We start from the raw sequence: 15,296 nt of genomic DNA, 5'->3' as shown, positions 1-15,296 counted from the left end.
CGGCCATGAACCAGCCCTCCACCGCCTTCGGCGACGCCAACGCGTACCGCGAGATCTTCTTCGAGGAAACGCACGAGCACCTGGCCCAGGTCGAGTCGATCCTGCTGCGGCTGCAGCCCGAACAGGCGGACGGCGACTGGCAGGCCGACCTGAACGCGATCTTCCGCGCCGTGCATTCGATCAAGGGCAGCGCCGCCATGCTGGGCTGCCACGACATGGCGGCGCTGGCCCACCTGCAGGAGAACCTGCTGGACGTCCTGCGCAAGCAGGAGCGCGCCCTGGAAGCCGCCGACGTGCAGGCGCTGCTGCGCGCCGGCGATGCGGTGCAGGCGCAGGCGCTGTGCCACCGCGGGCTGTCCGACAAGGCGCCCGAGACCTTGGTGGTGGAAGCGCTGCTGCGCGACCAGCTGGCGCGCCCGCGCGCCGGCGCACAGGGCGACCTGCCGGGGCCGGTGCGGCGGGCCTTCCGCGTGCAGCTCGGGCCGCTGGCCGAGGCCATCGCCGATGCCGAGCTGGAGATGATGCTGGCCGGGCTGGCCGAGATGGGCACCGTGGGCGAGACGCAGATCGACAACGTGGCCGGCGGCAGCGTCGCCTTCGACGTCGAGCTCGAAGGCACGGCGATGGATTTGCAGAGCGTGCTGGCGCTGCTGGTGGCGCCGGAGCTGGTGGCGATCGAGCCGCGCCAGCCCGCCGGGACTCCCGCGCTGGCGGCCGAGGCACAGGCCGCCAGCCCCGCCCCGGTGGCAGGCGCCGACCTGGGCGACGAGCTGTTCGTCGATCCCGACGAATTCCGCCGCAAGCGCGCGGCGGCCGCTCCCGCCGAGTCCGAGCGGCCGGAACCCGCGGTTGCCCCGGCGCCGCAGCCAGCCACGGCACCGCAGCCGGCAGCCACGGCGCAGCCGGCCGCCGCCGACCTGCACGAGCCGGTCGGGCTGGCCGCCACCGACACCGGCTACATCCGGGTGGCCACCGAGAAGATCGACCTGCTGGTCAACCTGGTGGGCGAGCTGGTGATCACCGAAGCCATGCTGGCGCGCAGCAGCAATCTGGCGGGCGAGGGCGGCGACGGCCGTTTCTCCGAGGGCGGCCTGGCCGACCTGTCGCGCCACACGCGCAACCTGCAGGAAGCGGTGCTGGCGATCCGCATGCTGCCGATCTCCAATGTGTTCTCGCGCTTCCCGCGGCTGGTGCACGAGCTCGGCTCGCGCCTGGGCAAGCGGGTCGAGCTGCGCTTCGGCGGCGAGAGCACCGAGCTGGACCGCGGCCTGATCGAGAAGATCTCGGACCCGCTCACCCACCTGGTGCGCAACGCGGTCGACCACGGGCTGGAAACGCCCGACGAGCGCGCCGAAGCCGGCAAGCCGCCGGTGGGCACCTTGCGCCTGCACGCCACCCAGCGCGGCGGCAACGTGGTGATCGAGGTCAGCGACGACGGCCGCGGGCTGGACCGCCGGCGCATCCTGGCGCAGGCGGCCCGGCGCGGCATCCCGGTGCCGGCCGACGCCAGCGACGCGCAGGTCTGGCAGCTGGTGTTCATGCCGGGGTTCTCCACCGCCGAGCAGGTGACCGAGCTGTCCGGCCGCGGGGTCGGCATGGACGTGGTCCGTCGCAACATCCAGGCGCTGGGCGGCACGGTCGAGCTGTCGTCAGCCGCCGGCTGGGGCACCACCGTCACCGTCAGCGTGCCGCTGACGCTGGCCATCATCGAGGCGATGACGGTGGCCATCGGCAATGCGATCTACGTGCTGCCGCTGTCGGCGGTGGCCGAGTCGCTGCGCGTGCAGCCCGGCGAGATCCACAGCCTGCCCGGCCACGGCGACATGCTGCGGGTGCGCGAGGACTACCTGCCGGTGCTGCACCTGGCGCGCCTGTTCCCGCCGCAGCAGCCGGCCGAAGCGGCCGACACCATCGCCGTCATCGTCGAAGCCGAAGGCCAGCGCGTGGCCCTGGTGGTGGACGAGCTGGTCGGCCAGCAGCAGATCGTGGTCAAGAGCCTGGAGGCCAATTTCCGGCGCGTGCCGGGCCTGTCGGGCGCCACCGTCATGGGCGACGGCTCGGTCGCCCTGATCCTCGACGTGAGCCACCTGGTGCGCCGTTGCAGCGGCCGCCAGGCCTCGCACGCCTGAGCGCAGCACCCCGGAGCCGCAACCCATGCAGACACACGCCCCCTTTCGCAACCCCGGCGACAGCGCCATGGCCGCGCCCGCGCAGCGGCGCGAGTTCCTCACCTTCCGCCTGGGAGCCGAGGCCTATGCCATCGACATCCTGAAGGTGCAGGAGATCCGCGGCTGGGAGCCGCCGACCGCGATCGCCAACTCGCCGGCCTTCATCAAGGGCGTGATCAACCTGCGCGGGGTGATCGTGCCCATCCTCGACCTGCGGGTGAAGTTCCGGCTGGACAAGGCCGACTACGACGAATTCACCGTGGTGATCATCCTGAACGTGGCCTCGCGGGTGGTCGGCGCGGTGGTCGATTCGGTGTCCGACGTGCTGGCGCTGCCCGAGGAGGCGATCCGGCCGACGCCCGAGTTCGCCTCCGCCACCTTCGACACGCGCTACATCACCGGGTTGGCGACGGTCGAGGAAGAACTGCTGATCCTGCTGGACATCGAGAAGCTGATGACCTCGGCCGACATGGCCCTGGTGGACGCCGCCACGCACTGAGGAACCCGCCCATGCTGAAGAAGCTCACCGCCGACGCGATGCTGAACCTGCTGATCGCCGTGCTGCTGTTCACCACCGCGCTCGCCGCCGGCCTCGGCTACTACGGCATCCAGCAGGTTCGCGCCGATGCGGATGCCGCGATGAACCTGGTGCGCGACCACGGCATGGCCGCCGGCCGCGCCAAGGGCGAGGAGAACTACCTGCGCCGCGAGATGGCCGAGTTCGAGCGCTCGCCGCAGCGCGCCGATGCGCCGGGCATGGACCCCGGCGAAGCGGCCGCGCTGCGCGCTTCGGCCGAAGCCCACCTCAACGGCCTGCGCGAGCGGGCCGACGAATCGGCCCGCAAGAGCGACCAGGCGCTGATCGCCGCCCAGCGCGAGAACGACCGGCTGGCCAGGGACAGCAATGAACTGCTGCTGCAGGCCGCCGTGATCCTCGGTCTGGTGTTCGCCGCCGCCTGCCTGCTGGCCTGGAAGTTCCGCGACTGGACCCGGGCCGCCAACGTCGGCCCGCTGCGCAATGCCGTGCACATGGTGCGGCGGGTGGCCGACGGCGACCTGACGGTCGCCGCCCAGGGCATGGACCAGTTCCATACCCGCAAGCTGGCGGACGCGCTGGAGGACATGACGCAGAAGCTGCGCACGCTGGCCAGCGAAGTGCAGCGCAGCGCCCGCACCGTGGCCGACACCAGCTCGCAGATCGCCCAGGGCCACCTGGACCTGTCGCAGCGCACCGAGGAGCAGGCCAGCACGCTGGAGGAGACCGCCAGCTCGATGGAGGAGCTGACCTCCACCGTGGCCCACAACGCCGACAACGCGCGCCAGGCCAGCCAGCTCGCGGCCGACGCCTCCGAGATCGCCCGCAAGGGCGGCCAGGCGGTGTCGCAGGTGGTCGCGACCATGAACGACATCGCCGGCTCCTCGCGCCGCATCGGCGACATCATCGGCGTGATCGACGGCATCGCCTTCCAGACCAACATCCTGGCGCTCAACGCCGCGGTGGAGGCGGCGCGCGCCGGCGAGCAGGGCCGCGGCTTCGCCGTGGTGGCCGCCGAAGTGCGCGGGCTGGCCCAGCGCAGCGCCGCCGCCGCCAAGGAGATCAAGGGCCTGATCGGCGACTCGGTGCAGAAGGTCGATGCCGGCACGCGCCAGGTCGATGCCGCCGGGCGCACCATGCAGGAGATCGTCGATTCGGTGCGCAAGGTCAGCGGCCTGATCGCCGAGATCGCCGCCGCCAGCCAGGAGCAGAGCGCCGGCATCGGCCAGGTCAACACCGCCGTCGCCCAGATGGAGCAGGTGGTGCAGCAGAACGCCTCGCTGGTGGAGCAAGCCACCGCGGCCACCGAGTCGCTCAAGGAGCAGGCCGGTGCGCTGCTGAAGTCGATCTCGCGCTTCCGGATCGGCGACGCGCATGCGGCGGCCGCGATCGAGTCGCTGGCGGCGCGCGCGCCGGTGCAGGCGGCACCGCCGCCGATCCGGGTGCGCCCGCCCAAGCCCGCGCTGGCGCGCGCCTACCCGGGGCTGGCCAGCCGCGTGCGGCAGGAGCCGCCCACCGACAGCAACTGGCAGGAACTCTGAGGAAAGGGGCCCGACATGTCGATCTCCGAAATTTCGGTGGCCGCGAAGATCAGCGCCATGGTGCTCGTGCAGTTCATCGCGCTGCTGCTGGTGGCCGCCATCGGGCTGTACGGCGTGGACATCGCCGGCCTCGGGCCGGCCGCCACCATGGGTGCCGTCATCCTGCTGGCCACCGTCGCGGCGGTCTGGCTGCGCATGCAGGTGCGCGAGGGCATCCTGCGCTCGATCCGCGGTGCCGCCGACGTGATCGAGCGCGTCGCCCAGGGCGACCTCACCGGGCGGGTCGAGGTCAGCTCGCATGGCGAGACGCAGCGGATGCTGCGCAGCCTGGAGACCATGGTGGGCGGCCTGCGCACGCTGGTGGGCGAGGTCGCGCGCGGCGCCGGCGCCGTGGCCGACACCAGCTCGCAGATCGCCCAGGGCAACCTGGACCTGTCGCAGCGCACCGAGGAGCAGGCCAGCACGCTGGAGGAGACCGCCAGCTCGATCGAGGAGCTGACCTCCACCGTGGCCAACAACGCCGAGAACGCGCGCCAGGCCAGCAAGCTGGCGGCCGACGCGGCCGACACCGCGCGCAAGGGCGGCGAGGCGGTCGACGACGTGGTGCGCACCATGGACGACATCCTGGATGCCTCGCGCCGCATCGGCGACATCATCGGCGTGATCGACGGCATCGCCTTCCAGACCAACATCCTGGCGCTCAACGCCGCGGTGGAAGCGGCGCGTGCCGGCGAGCAGGGCCGCGGCTTCGCGGTGGTCGCCGCCGAGGTGCGCAACCTGGCGCACCGCACCACCGCCGCCGCCAAGGAGATCAAGGGCCTGATCGCCGACTCCGAGCAGAAGGTGCAGACCGGCTCGACCCGGGTCGACGCCGCCGGCCACACCATGGTGGGCGTGGTGATGTCGGTGCAGAAGGTCAGCAGCCTGATCGCCGAGATCGCCGCCGCCAGCCAGGAGCAGAGCGCCGGCATCGGCCAGGTCAACGGCGCCGTCGCCCAGATGGAGCGGGTGGTGCAGCAGAACGCCTCGCTGGTGGAGGAGGCTGCCGCGGCCACCGAGTCGCTGAAGGACCAGGCCACGGCGCTGCAGGTCCTGGTGTCGCGCTTCCGCACCGGCAACGCGCCGGAGGCGTCGATCACGCCGCTGCAGCCGGTGCCGGCCGAGGCGCAATCGCCGGCGCCGCCGCCGATCCGGGTGCGCGCGCCGCAGCCGTCCAACGCCTTGCCGCCGGCCTATGCCGCGGCCATCGCCCCGGCCACCCGCAAGGGCCCCGCCGCCGGCGGCGCCGACTGGGAAGAGTTCTAGGGCGCGGCATGGCAGTGGAGGAGGGGCTGCTGGGCGAAGCCGAGTTCGAACTCGCCTGCCGCCTGATCGCCGAGTACGCCGGCATCAAGCTCAGCCCGCACAAGCGCTACATGGTGCACAACCGGCTGTCGCGCCGGCTGCGCGCGCGCGGGCTGGCCAGCTTCGCCGAGTACCTGCAGCGGGTGCAGGACGACCCGGCCGGCGAGCGCGAGGACTTCGTCAACGCGCTCACCACCAACCTCACCGCGTTCTTCCGCGAGCCGCACCACTTCGAGCTGCTGCGCGAGCGCGCGCTGCGCCACCGCGAGCAGCGGCGCGAGCCCATGCGGGTGTGGTGCTCGGCCAGCTCCACCGGCGAGGAGGCCTGGTCGATCGCGATGACGCTGCGCGAGGCCGGCTGCCCGGGCGAGGTGCTGGCCACCGACATCGACACCGACGCGCTGGACACCGGCGTGGCCGGCGTCTACCCGCACGAGCGCGCGGCGCACCTGTCGCCGGAGCGCCTGCGCGCCCACTTCCTGCGCGGGGTCGGCCCCAATGCCGGGCGCGTCAACGTGCGGCCCGAACTGCGGCCGATGGTCAGCTTCGCCCAGCTCAACCTGCTGGCGCCGGCCTGGCCGGCGCTGGGCACCTTCGACGCGATCTTCTGCCGCAACGTGGTGATCTATTTCGACCGCGAAGCGCAAAAGCGCCTGCTCGGCCGCTTCGCCGGGCTGCTGCGTCCCGGCGCGCTGCTGGCCGTGGGCCACGCCGAGAGCTTCCCGGCCGGCCATCCGCGCTTTCGCGCCTGCGGCCGCACGGCGTACGAATTCACCGGACCCGGCTGACCATGACGGCCGCGCAGCCGCAGCGCTACTTCGACCGCGACTTCCAGATCGAGTCGGTCCGGATCCTGCCCGGCCAGTACCACGCCGGCCGCGGGCCGGGCTCGATCTCCACCGTGCTGGGCTCGTGCGTATCGACCTGCCTGTGGGATCCCGTCGAGCGCATCGGCGGCATGAACCACTTCATGCTGCCGGGGCAGCCCGGCGCCGCGCCGGCCCCGTGGGAGGTCTCCGGGCGCCTGGGGGTCTACGCGATGGAAGTGCTGATCAACGAGATGATCCACGTCGGCGCCGACCGCCGCCGGCTGGTGGCCAAGGTGTTCGGCGGGGCCCGCGTGCTGCAGGGCTTCGAGACGCTGGACGTGGGCGCGATGAACAGCCGGTTCGTGCTGGAATTCCTGCGCGAGGAAAACATCCGCGTGCTGGCGCAGGACCTGCTGGGCGTGGCGCCGCGCAAGATCCATTTCTTCCCCGACACGGGCACCGTGAAGATGCGCCGGCTGCACCTGCAGTCGGGCGACGCACTGCAGCGCGAGGAGCGCGCGTACCTGGCGCGGCTGTCGCGCGAGCCGCGCGCCGGAGAGATCGAGCTGTTCGAGCCGCCCGCATGATCAAGGTCCTGGTCATCGACGATTCGGCCGTGATGCGCGCCTTCCTCGGGCGCGTGGTCGGCGCCCAGCCCGACATGGAACTGGCGGGCGTCGCGTCCGATCCGCTGCTGGCGATCGAGCGCATCCGCCGCGCGCCGCCCGACGTGATCACGCTCGACGTCGAGATGCCGCGCATGAACGGGCTGGAGTTCCTGCGCAAGCTGATGGCGGTGCGGCCGATTCCGGTGGTGATGGTGTCCTCGCTCACGCGCCAGGGCGCCGAGGCCACGCTGCGGGCACTGGAGCTGGGCGCGGTCGATTTCTTCCCCAAGCCGGGTTCGTTCGAGGCGCTGGATGCGGTCGGCCCGGAGATCGCCGAGAAGATCCGCGCGGCGGCGCAGGCGAAGGTCGGGCGGCACGGCTGGGTCGCCGGAGGCGGCAACCCGGCGCCGCTGCGGCCGGTGCGCCCGGTGCTCGCCGGCGCGCGGCCCGCCAGCGGCAGCATCATCGGCATCGGCGCCTCCACCGGCGGCGTCGAGGCGCTGCGCCACATCCTCACCGGGCTGCCGGCGACCATGCCGCCGATCGTGATCGCGCAGCACATGCTGCCCGGCTTCACCGAGACCTTCGCCCGCCGGCTCGACGCGATCTGCGCATTGGACGTGCGCGAGGCGCGCGACGGCGACGTGGCGTGCGAAGGCGGCGTGTACGTGGCCCCGGGCGGGCGCCACCTGCTGGTGCAGCGCAGCGCCGGCGCCTGGCGGCTGCGGCTGTCCGACGCCCCGCCGGTCAACCGGCACCGCCCCTCGGTCGATACGCTGTTCCGCTCGCTGGCGCAGGCCGCCGGGCCGCGCTGCATCGCGCTGATCCTCACCGGCATGGGCGCCGACGGCGCCGAAGCCATGCTGGCGCTGCGCGCCGCCGGTGCCACCACGCTGGCCCAGGACGAAGCCAGCAGCGTGGTGTTCGGCATGCCGCGCCAGGCCATCGCGTTGGGCGCGGCGCAGGAGGTCGTCGGCCTGGAGCAGGTGGCCGGGCGGCTGCTGGCGCTCAGCGCGGCCTGAGCGGCGTCACTACGCCGTCTCCCCGGCGTCCTCCTCCAGCTGCTGCAGCAGATACAACCGCTGGTAGATCCCGCCCTCCAGCGCCATCAGCGCCTCGTGGGTGCCCTGCTCGGCGATCCGGCCGTGGTTCAGCACCACGATGCGATCGGCGCCGCGCACGGTGGACAGGCGGTGCGCGATCGCCACCACCGTCACCCGGCCGTGCAGCGCCGCCAGCGCGCGCTGCACGCGCTGCTCGGTTTCCGAGTCGATGTGGGCCGTGGCCTCGTCCAGGAACAGGATGCGCGGCTGGCCGGCCAGGGCCCGGGCGATCGCCAGCAACTGCTTCTGGCCGGCCGAGAAGCGCGCGCCGCCTTCGCCCAGCGGCGTGTCGTAGCCCTGGGGCAGGGCGGCGACGTGGTCGTGCAGGTGGGCCGCGCGCGCGGCGGCTTCCAGCTGGTCGTGCGACAGCGCGCGGCCCATGGCGATGTTCTCGCGCACCGTGGCCGCCAGCAGGAACGGCTCCTGGGGCACCAGCCCGACCTGGTCGCGCAAATGGTCCTCGGCGATCGACTCCAGCGGCGCCCCGTCGATGCGGATGCGCCCGGGCGGCGCCGGGTAGAAGCGCAGCAGCAGCGACAGCAGGGTGGTCTTGCCGCTGCCGGTGTGGCCGACGATGCCGAAGAAGCCGCCGGCCGGCACGTGCAGGTCGACGCCGTGCAGCACCGGGTGGCCGGGCTGGTAGGCGAAGGCTACGCCGTCCACGTCGATCGCGCCCGCCGTCACCTGCGCCGCGCCCCGGGGCACGGCCGCCTCGCCCTCGCGCAGCAGCGCCTGCACCCGGGCGGCGCCCACCAGCGCCTGCTGCAGCTGGGCGAACTGCATGGTGATCTGGATCAGCGGCTCGACCACGCGCGAGAGGTAGCCGATGAAGGCGTACAGCACGCCGACCTCGGCCGCGCCGAGTGCGCCGCCCTGGCTGCGCAGGCCGAAGGCCCAGATCAGGCCGGCCAGCAGGGCCACGTTCAGCAGGTCCAGGACCGGCCGCAGCAGCCAGGCGTTGGCGCGCAGCTCCCGCCGGCGCGACTGGTAGTGCGCCTCGTTCAGCGCCGCGAAGCGGGCGCCGAAGCGGGCGGCGGCGTTGCTGGCCTGCAGTACCGGCATGCCCGAGATCGCCTCGGCCATCTGGGCGTTCAGTTCGCTGCGCAGCTCGCGCGTGCGCGCCACCGCCGGCGCCGACAGGCGCTGGTAGCTGGCCACGATCAGCGCCACCGCGGGAACCAGCGTGGCGACGATCAGCATCAGCCGCCAGTCCAGCCACAGCATGGCCGCCATCGCGCCGGCCAGCACGATCACGCTGTCCAGCATGACGAACAGCACCTGCACGTACAGCTGCTTGACCGCCTCGGTGTCGTTGGTGACGCGGCTGACCAGCTGCCCGGTGATGGCGCGGTCGAAGAAGGCCATCGGCAGGCGCAGCACGTGGCCGTAGGCCTGCTCTCGCACCCGCTGCACCGAGCGCATCGCCAGCCCGGCCAGCCGGACGATCTGCCCGTAGCGCAGCCAGCTGGCCAGCCAGCCGGCGAACAGCGCACCCAGCAGCAGGGCGGCGATCTCCAGCCACTGCGCATTGCGCGGCAGCAGGTAGGCATCGATCAGGTACTTGCCGGCCAGCGGCCCCAGCGCCTCCAGCCCGGCGGCCAGCATCAGCCAGACGGTGGCGTGCAGCAGGTGGCGGCGCTCCGGCGCGGCCGCGCGCACCAGCAGCGCGGCGGCATCGCCGAACAGCTCGCGGCGGCCCGGCGGGCTTGTCGGCCGGCCGGGAGAGGCCAGGGTGTCAGTCGGCATCGAGGCTGGCCTCCAACTGTTGGTAGCGCCACTGGCGCGCATACCACCCGCCGGCCGCGACCAGGCGCGCATGGACGCCTTGCTCCGCGACCTGGCCGTCGCGCAGCACCAGGATGTGGTCGGCATCGGCCACCGCGCTCAGGCGGTGGCTGGCGATGACCACGGTGCGGCCGACGCGCGCCTCGCGCAGGTGGGCCAGGATGCGCGCCTCGGTGTCGGTGTCGACCGCCGACAGCGCATCGTCCAGCAGCAGCAGGGGCGCATCGGCCAGCAGCGCGCGGGCGATCGCCACCCGCTGGCGCTGGCCGCCCGATAGCGTGACGCCGCGCTCGCCGACCGGCGTGTCGTAGCCCTGCGGCAGGCGAACGATGTCGGCGTGCACGGCCGCCAGCTTCGCCGCGCGCTCGATCGCCTCGCGCGTCGCCTGCGGGCGCGCCAGCGCGATGTTGTCGGCGACGGTGGCGGAGAACAGGAAGGCCTCCTGCGGCACCCAGGCCATGGCGGCGCGCAGCGCGTCCAGCGTGTAGTCCTGCAGGTCGAGCCCGTTCCATTGCAGCGAGCCGGCATCCGGTGCGTGGTGGCGCAGCAGCAGGCGCAGCAGGGTGGTCTTGCCGGCGCCGGTCGGGCCGACCAGCCCGAGCGTGCGGCCGGGCGGCAGCTGCAGCGAGACCCGCTGCAACGCGGGGCCCGGCTGGCCGGGGTAGTGGAAGGTGACGTCGCGCGCCGCCAGCAGGCCGGGTTCGACCTTCGCCACCGTGCCGTGGTCGTCGACGGTGAGCGGGGCGTCCAGCACCGGCTGCAGCCGCGACCAGGCGGCCTTGCCGCGCTCCAGCAGCGACAGCACCCAGCCGGCCGCGAACATCGGCCAGATCAGCTGCCCCAGGTACAGGCTGAAGCTGGTGAGCTGGCCAACGGTGAGCTCGTCGGTCCACACCAGCCAGCCGCCCGCGGCCAGCACCAGCGTCATGGCGGTGGCGAGCGACAGGCCCACCGCCGGTTCGTAGGTGGCTTCCCAGCGCTGGGCGGCAAAGCTGGCGTCGGCCGCACCGGCGGCCAGCGCCGAGAACTGGGCGCGGCTGCGCGCCTGCAGCCCGAGCGCGCGGACGGTGCGCACACCGGCCAGGGATTCCTGCACCTGGTCGTTGAGCGCGCCGAAGCGCTCCAGCGCCAGCCGCTCGGCATCGTGCACACGGCGCGAGATCCGCCAGAACGCGAACGCCATCAGCGGGAACGGCAGCAGCGCGACCGCCGCCAGCCGCGCATCGACGCCGAGCGACATCATGCCGACCACCAGCACCAGGGTCAGCGTGCCGTCGAAGCCGGCCAGCATGGCTTCGCCGGCCGCCATCTCGACCGCATCGATGTCGTTGGTGCCCAGCGCCATCAGGTTGCCGGTGCGGCGGTCCTGGTAGAAGGCCGGGCCCTGGCGCGACAGCCGCTGGTACAGGCGCTGGCGCAGTTCCACCCCGAGCCGATAGGCGGCCGCGTAGAGCTGCAGCCGCCAGCTCACCCGCAGTGCATAGACCACCACGCCGGCGCCCAACAGCCACGCCAGCTCGCGTTGCAACTGTTCAGTGGACAACTGCCCGGCGACCAGCAGGTCGACCACGTGGCCGACCTGCCGCGGAATCCACACGAGCAGCAGCGCGATGCCCAGCAGCATCACGGCCGAGGAGGAGTAGGCGAGCCAGTGGCGGCGCAGGAACTGGCCGATCAGGCGGTACAGGGACATGAAACGCAAAGGGCGCCGCGACGCGGCGCCCGAGTGGAAGCGCGATTCTAGGGAGGTTGCGCCTCAGCGCAGCCGCTGCGCCATCACGTCGGTGTCGCCGCTGGCCACGGTCGTGGTCCAGGCCAGCAGCAGGCCACCGCCGGCGAGCGCGGCCGCCTGCACGTCCGCCCCGGCCGCCACCGGCACCGGATCGCCCACCGGCTGGGCCTGCGCGTCGAACCGGTAGGCCACCATCCCGCTGGCCGTGTCGCCCGCGATCACCACGAAGCCGCCGTCGCTCAGCGCCGTCGCCGCAACCGGCGCGGTCGGCATCGTGCCGGCATAGCCCTGCCCCTGGCCGTCGGCGCCGTAGAGCTGCAGCGAGCCGTACACCTTGACCGGCGACAGCACCACCGAGCCGCCGCCTTGCAGCGGCACCAGCAGGCTGCCTTCGGCCATGCCGGCCGAGCCGGTCGGCAGGATCGGGGCGCTGGCGCCCTCGAACGGGTGGTAGCGCAGCGCGGTGCGGCCCATCAGCCGCTGGAAGGTGGTCAGCACCCAGCCGCCCGAAGGCGCCGCAGTGAGCTGGAAGCCCGAGTCGATCTCGCCGGTTGCGGCGTGCGAGGGCGCGCCCACCGGCTGGCCGGCGGCGTCGAAGCGCTGCACCCAGAACTGCGGCAGGCGGCCGCTGGCGTCTTCCTCCACCTGCGCCCAGCCGACCAGGAAGCTGCCGTCGGGCCAGCGCACCACCGCCGGGTCGGCGACGTAGCGCATCGTGGTGGCTCCGATCCGGTCCTGCCGCACGGCGCCGACGTCGATGTCGGCCAGCCGGTGGCCGCTGCCGTCGAAGCGCTGCACCCGGATGGCCGAGCGCGTGACCCAGGGCTCGTCGACCGAGGCCGGGCCGGACACCGCGCCGGCCACCACGAATCCGCCGTCGGCCAGCACCGCCGCCGCCGGCCGGCCCTGGCCGAGGTCGACCGGCGTGCCGAAGCCGTCGCTGGCCGCCGTGCCTTGCGCATCGAAGCGCCGCATGTGGACGGTGGCCGCGAGGCCGCCGTCGCCCTGCGAGAGCCAGGCGATGCCGTGGCCGCCCGCGGCCGACGCCCCGGTGGCCAGCAGCGTCTGTCGGCCCGCGCTGTCCGGGTTCACCTGCGCGGCCGGTCCGGCCGCATAGGTCTGCGAGAGGGTGCTGGAGCCGGGGCCTTGCGCATTCACGATTGCTCCTGTGGGCAAGGTGCCGCTGCTCGCGCCGCCGCCGCCGCAAGCGGCCAGGGCGGCGGCGAGGGCCGCGAGCGAACAAACGAGGGAGATTCGGCGTGCCGCATGGTTCCCTGCGACGGGGGTACTGCTGGTGGGCATGGAAGGCCTTGGGATCGAGGCGTCCCATCCTAGGAATTCGCCTTGGCCCGCCGTGTAGGCCAACCGCAATGTCCGCTAGCTCCTTCGGGCTGCCTCGGCCGCAGGCCGGGCGGCCGTGACCGCGATCCCGGATCGCGGCGCGCTCAGCCCCGCGCGTCGATCACCAGCTGCGTCTGGGTCACCACCGCGCACAGCTTGCCGGCCTGGTTGGTGATGGAGGTCTGCCACACCTGGGTGCTGCGGCCCCGGTGCAGGGCCACGCATTCGCCCCGCACCGTGCTGCCGGCCGCGGCGGCAGCGATGAACTTGGTGCTGGAGTCGGTGGTGGTGGTCGCCTTGCCGGCCGGCAGGTTGACGAGGGTGCCGACCGCGCCCAGGGTGTCGGCGAAGGCCATGGACGCGCCGCCGTGCAGGATGCCGCCGGCGGTGCACAGGTCCGGCCGCACCGCCATCTCGGCCACGACGCGATCCGGCGCCACCTCGAGCAGTCGCACGCCCATCAGGCCGGGGAACAGGGGTTGCAGCAGCGACTGGAGCCGGTCGATGTCCATCATGCGAGGTTGGCCTCGGCAGGGTGTGATGGCTCATTGTGGACCACCGCGGCCCTGGCCAGGCCGGGAGCCTGCCAGCGGACGGGCAGGCGCTCAGGCGTGGAGCGTGCGTCCCGCGCGAATGCCGGCCGCCGCCCCGCGTGGCCGGCGCGCCATCAGCGGCACGCGCACCACGAAGGTCGCCCCGCGGTCCGGCCCGGCGCTCTCGGCATGGATGCGGCCGCCATGCAGCTCCACCAGGCGGCGCACCAGCGCCAGCCCGATGCCCAGGCCGGGGCGCCCGCGGGTGCGGCGCTCGCGGCGGAAGATGCCGAAGATCGCTTCCAGCTCGCTGCGCGCGATGCCGCAGCCGTTGTCGGCCACGCGCAATTCGGCCTGGTGCGCCTCGTCGTCCACCTGCAGGCTGACGTCGATGCTGCCGCCCGGCTGGGTGAACTTGCCGGCGTTGTGCAACAGGTTGGTGATGACCTGGGCCCAGCGCAGCGCGTCGCCGCGGATCCAGGCCGGCTCGCTGCAGATCCGGGTGCTGACCTGCTGCTGGCGTTCGCTGAACAACGGCGCGCAGGCCGACAGGCCCTCGTCGAGCAACTGCTGCAGCAGCAGCGGCGTGCGGTCGAGCAGCACCTGGTCGTTGACGATGCGGCCGACGTCGAGCAGGTCGTCCACCAGCTGGCAGATGTGGCGCACCTGGCGCCGCGCCACCGGCAGGGCGCGCCCCAGCAGCTCGGGGTTGGCCTGTCCGCGATCGAGGATTTCCAGGGCCGCATCGAGCGGCGCCATCATGTTGCGAAGCTCATGCGCGATGGTGGCGATGAAGATGTCCTTGCGCTCGCTGTCGCGGGAGACCCGCTCCAGCACCGCCTGGCTTGCCCTCGCCTGGAGCTCCTGCCTCAGCGCCTGGGTCGGCGCGTCATCGTCGGAATGCATGTGTCGTTCTGCAGATAGTTGAACGTAGGATGAATCCCACCATGGCGGGCGTCAGTGCGGGTGTTCACGCAAGGTGAAGGACATTTGTATGGGGTTGTAAGGTTCTTCCCTAGTACTGACTGCCGTCCGGTCCGCATTACCCTGTGCCTTGCAAGACAGGGCAGGGGGCGAGCAATGGACAGGACAATCAAGCCCAGCGAACGCGGCAGGGCTGGCGACAACCTGCTGCTGTCCCTGATGCCGCCGGAAGTGGCCGCCCGGCTCGCGGGCCGGCTCGAGCCGGTCGTGCTGCCTGCCGGCGCGGTGCTGGCCACGGTCGGGCAGGAGGTGCGCTCCGTCTACTTCCCCCTGGACACCGTCCTCAGCCTGCTGCACACCGACGTCAACGGCAGCACCGTCCAGGTGGCGCTGCTCGGCCGCGAAGGGATGGTCGGCCTGGGCTGCGTGCTGAGCGACCGCCACCTCGCCACCTGCGTGGTACTCACCAGCGGCACGGCGATGCGGCTGGGCGGCCGGCTGCTGCGGGAGCTGTTCGAAAGCGAGTCGGCGGTCCGTGAAGTGCTGTTGAGCTACGGCGGCCGTCTGCTGACCCAGGCCTGGCAGACGGTGGTCTGCAACCGCCACCACAGCCCCGAGAGCCAGCTCTGCATGCTGCTGCTGCTGGTGCTCGACCGTGCGCCGCAGGCGGAGCTGGCCCTGACGCACGAGACCATCGCCCGGCTGTTCGGACTGCGCCGCGAAACGATCAGCCAGGCCGCCATGCGGGTGCAGGAGCGCGGCTACGTGCGCTACTCGCGCGGCCACATCAAGGTGCTCGACCGCGCCGGCCTGCAATCGCACGCCTGCGCGTGCTACGAGCGGCTGCGGCCGATGCTGCCGCTCAGGTGACCG

Annotated in this window: 13 protein-coding genes; 8 read left to right on the top strand and 5 right to left on the bottom strand. The window is 72.8% G+C overall.

Annotation, left to right across the window (positions count from 1 at the left end; translation table 11 throughout):
• Positions 1–5 precede the first annotated feature (5 nt).
• Genes PE066_RS02685 through PE066_RS02655 form a run of 7 tightly spaced genes read left to right on the top strand, consistent with a single transcriptional unit; the run spans position 6 to position 8,027 of the window.
• Positions 6–2,129 carry a chemotaxis protein CheA gene (locus tag PE066_RS02685; protein WP_271235024.1) on the top strand — a complete coding sequence of 708 codons (2,124 nt, stop codon included), beginning with the start codon at positions 6–8 and terminating at the stop codon, positions 2,127–2,129.
• A 25-nt stretch (positions 2,130–2,154) separates the two neighbouring features.
• Complete coding sequence (locus PE066_RS02680) at positions 2,155–2,667, top strand: chemotaxis protein CheW (protein ID WP_440480566.1); 513 nt, start codon at positions 2,155–2,157, stop codon at positions 2,665–2,667.
• An 11-nt stretch (positions 2,668–2,678) separates the two neighbouring features.
• Entirely contained in the window at positions 2,679–4,244 is a 1,566-nt protein-coding gene (locus PE066_RS02675; RefSeq protein WP_271235023.1) for a methyl-accepting chemotaxis protein, read from the top strand.
• 15 nt (positions 4,245–4,259) lie between these two features.
• Positions 4,260–5,549, top strand: a complete 1,290-nt coding sequence (locus PE066_RS02670; RefSeq protein ID WP_271235022.1) for a methyl-accepting chemotaxis protein — start codon at positions 4,260–4,262, stop codon at positions 5,547–5,549.
• A gap of 8 nt (positions 5,550–5,557) precedes the next feature.
• Complete coding sequence (locus tag PE066_RS02665; protein WP_271235021.1) at positions 5,558–6,376, top strand: CheR family methyltransferase; 819 nt, start codon at positions 5,558–5,560, stop codon at positions 6,374–6,376.
• Between the two features lie 2 nt (positions 6,377–6,378).
• Positions 6,379–6,984: a chemoreceptor glutamine deamidase CheD gene (cheD, locus tag PE066_RS02660; protein ID WP_271235020.1), complete on the top strand. Its 606-nt coding sequence runs from the start codon at positions 6,379–6,381 to the stop codon at positions 6,982–6,984.
• The gene (locus tag PE066_RS02655) at positions 6,981–8,027 is read left to right on the top strand and encodes a protein-glutamate methylesterase/protein-glutamine glutaminase (RefSeq protein ID WP_271235019.1); all 1,047 of its coding nucleotides are present in this window, start codon (positions 6,981–6,983) and stop codon (positions 8,025–8,027) included. Before cheD ends, PE066_RS02655 begins: the two co-directional genes overlap by 4 nt.
• Before the next feature lie 9 nt (positions 8,028–8,036).
• Here the strand turns inward: PE066_RS02655 and PE066_RS02650 are convergent, their stop codons facing one another.
• From PE066_RS02650 to PE066_RS02630, 5 genes are all read right to left on the bottom strand, one after another.
• The gene (locus PE066_RS02650) at positions 8,037–9,854 is read right to left on the bottom strand and encodes an ABC transporter ATP-binding protein (RefSeq protein ID WP_271235018.1); all 1,818 of its coding nucleotides are present in this window, start codon (positions 9,852–9,854) and stop codon (positions 8,037–8,039) included.
• Positions 9,844–11,586 carry an ATP-binding cassette domain-containing protein gene (locus tag PE066_RS02645; protein WP_271235017.1) on the bottom strand — a complete coding sequence of 581 codons (1,743 nt, stop codon included), beginning with the start codon at positions 11,584–11,586 and terminating at the stop codon, positions 9,844–9,846. Before PE066_RS02645 ends, PE066_RS02650 begins: the two co-directional genes overlap by 11 nt.
• A gap of 63 nt (positions 11,587–11,649) precedes the next feature.
• Positions 11,650–12,783, bottom strand: coding sequence for a hypothetical protein (locus PE066_RS02640; protein WP_271235016.1), 1,134 nt, complete (start codon positions 12,781–12,783; stop codon positions 11,650–11,652).
• Positions 12,784–13,070: 287 nt separating this feature from the next.
• Positions 13,071–13,481 (bottom strand): PaaI family thioesterase, encoded by a 411-nt coding sequence (locus tag PE066_RS02635; RefSeq protein WP_271235015.1) that lies wholly within the window; start codon positions 13,479–13,481, stop codon positions 13,071–13,073.
• Between the two features lie 90 nt (positions 13,482–13,571).
• Positions 13,572–14,405, bottom strand: a complete 834-nt coding sequence (locus PE066_RS02630) for a sensor histidine kinase (RefSeq protein ID WP_271235014.1) — start codon at positions 14,403–14,405, stop codon at positions 13,572–13,574.
• 174 nt (positions 14,406–14,579) lie between these two features.
• Here PE066_RS02630 and PE066_RS02625 point away from each other — a divergent pair, with 174 nt between their 5' ends.
• Positions 14,580–15,293, top strand: coding sequence for a Crp/Fnr family transcriptional regulator (locus PE066_RS02625; protein WP_271235013.1), 714 nt, complete (start codon positions 14,580–14,582; stop codon positions 15,291–15,293).
• Positions 15,294–15,296 lie beyond the last annotated feature (3 nt).

This window comes from Ramlibacter tataouinensis, from assembly GCF_027941915.1.
In the GTDB taxonomy this organism is placed as follows: domain Bacteria; phylum Pseudomonadota; class Gammaproteobacteria; order Burkholderiales; family Burkholderiaceae_C; genus Ramlibacter; species Ramlibacter tataouinensis_C.
This window is presented reverse-complemented; position numbering and strand designations above follow the sequence as displayed.

What these genes read in the sequence shown, in the direction of transcription:
- PE066_RS02685 (WP_271235024.1), top strand. Translation starts at nt 6, where the DNA reads ATGAACCAGCCCTCCACCGCCTTCGGCGACGCCAACGCGTACCGCGAG.
- PE066_RS02680 (WP_440480566.1), top strand. Translation starts at nt 2,155, where the DNA reads ATGCAGACACACGCCCCCTTTCGCAACCCCGGCGACAGCGCCATGGCC.
- PE066_RS02675 (WP_271235023.1), top strand. Translation starts at nt 2,679, where the DNA reads ATGCTGAAGAAGCTCACCGCCGACGCGATGCTGAACCTGCTGATCGCC.
- PE066_RS02670 (WP_271235022.1), top strand. Translation starts at nt 4,260, where the DNA reads ATGTCGATCTCCGAAATTTCGGTGGCCGCGAAGATCAGCGCCATGGTG.
- PE066_RS02665 (WP_271235021.1), top strand. Translation starts at nt 5,558, where the DNA reads ATGGCAGTGGAGGAGGGGCTGCTGGGCGAAGCCGAGTTCGAACTCGCC.
- cheD (WP_271235020.1), top strand. Translation starts at nt 6,379, where the DNA reads ATGACGGCCGCGCAGCCGCAGCGCTACTTCGACCGCGACTTCCAGATC.
- PE066_RS02655 (WP_271235019.1), top strand. Translation starts at nt 6,981, where the DNA reads ATGATCAAGGTCCTGGTCATCGACGATTCGGCCGTGATGCGCGCCTTC.
- PE066_RS02650 (WP_271235018.1), bottom strand. Translation starts at nt 9,854, where the DNA reads ATGCCGACTGACACCCTGGCCTCTCCCGGCCGGCCGACAAGCCCGCCG.
- PE066_RS02645 (WP_271235017.1), bottom strand. Translation starts at nt 11,586, where the DNA reads ATGTCCCTGTACCGCCTGATCGGCCAGTTCCTGCGCCGCCACTGGCTC.
- PE066_RS02635 (WP_271235015.1), bottom strand. Translation starts at nt 13,481, where the DNA reads ATGATGGACATCGACCGGCTCCAGTCGCTGCTGCAACCCCTGTTCCCC.
- PE066_RS02630 (WP_271235014.1), bottom strand. Translation starts at nt 14,405, where the DNA reads ATGCATTCCGACGATGACGCGCCGACCCAGGCGCTGAGGCAGGAGCTC.
- PE066_RS02625 (WP_271235013.1), top strand. Translation starts at nt 14,580, where the DNA reads ATGGACAGGACAATCAAGCCCAGCGAACGCGGCAGGGCTGGCGACAAC.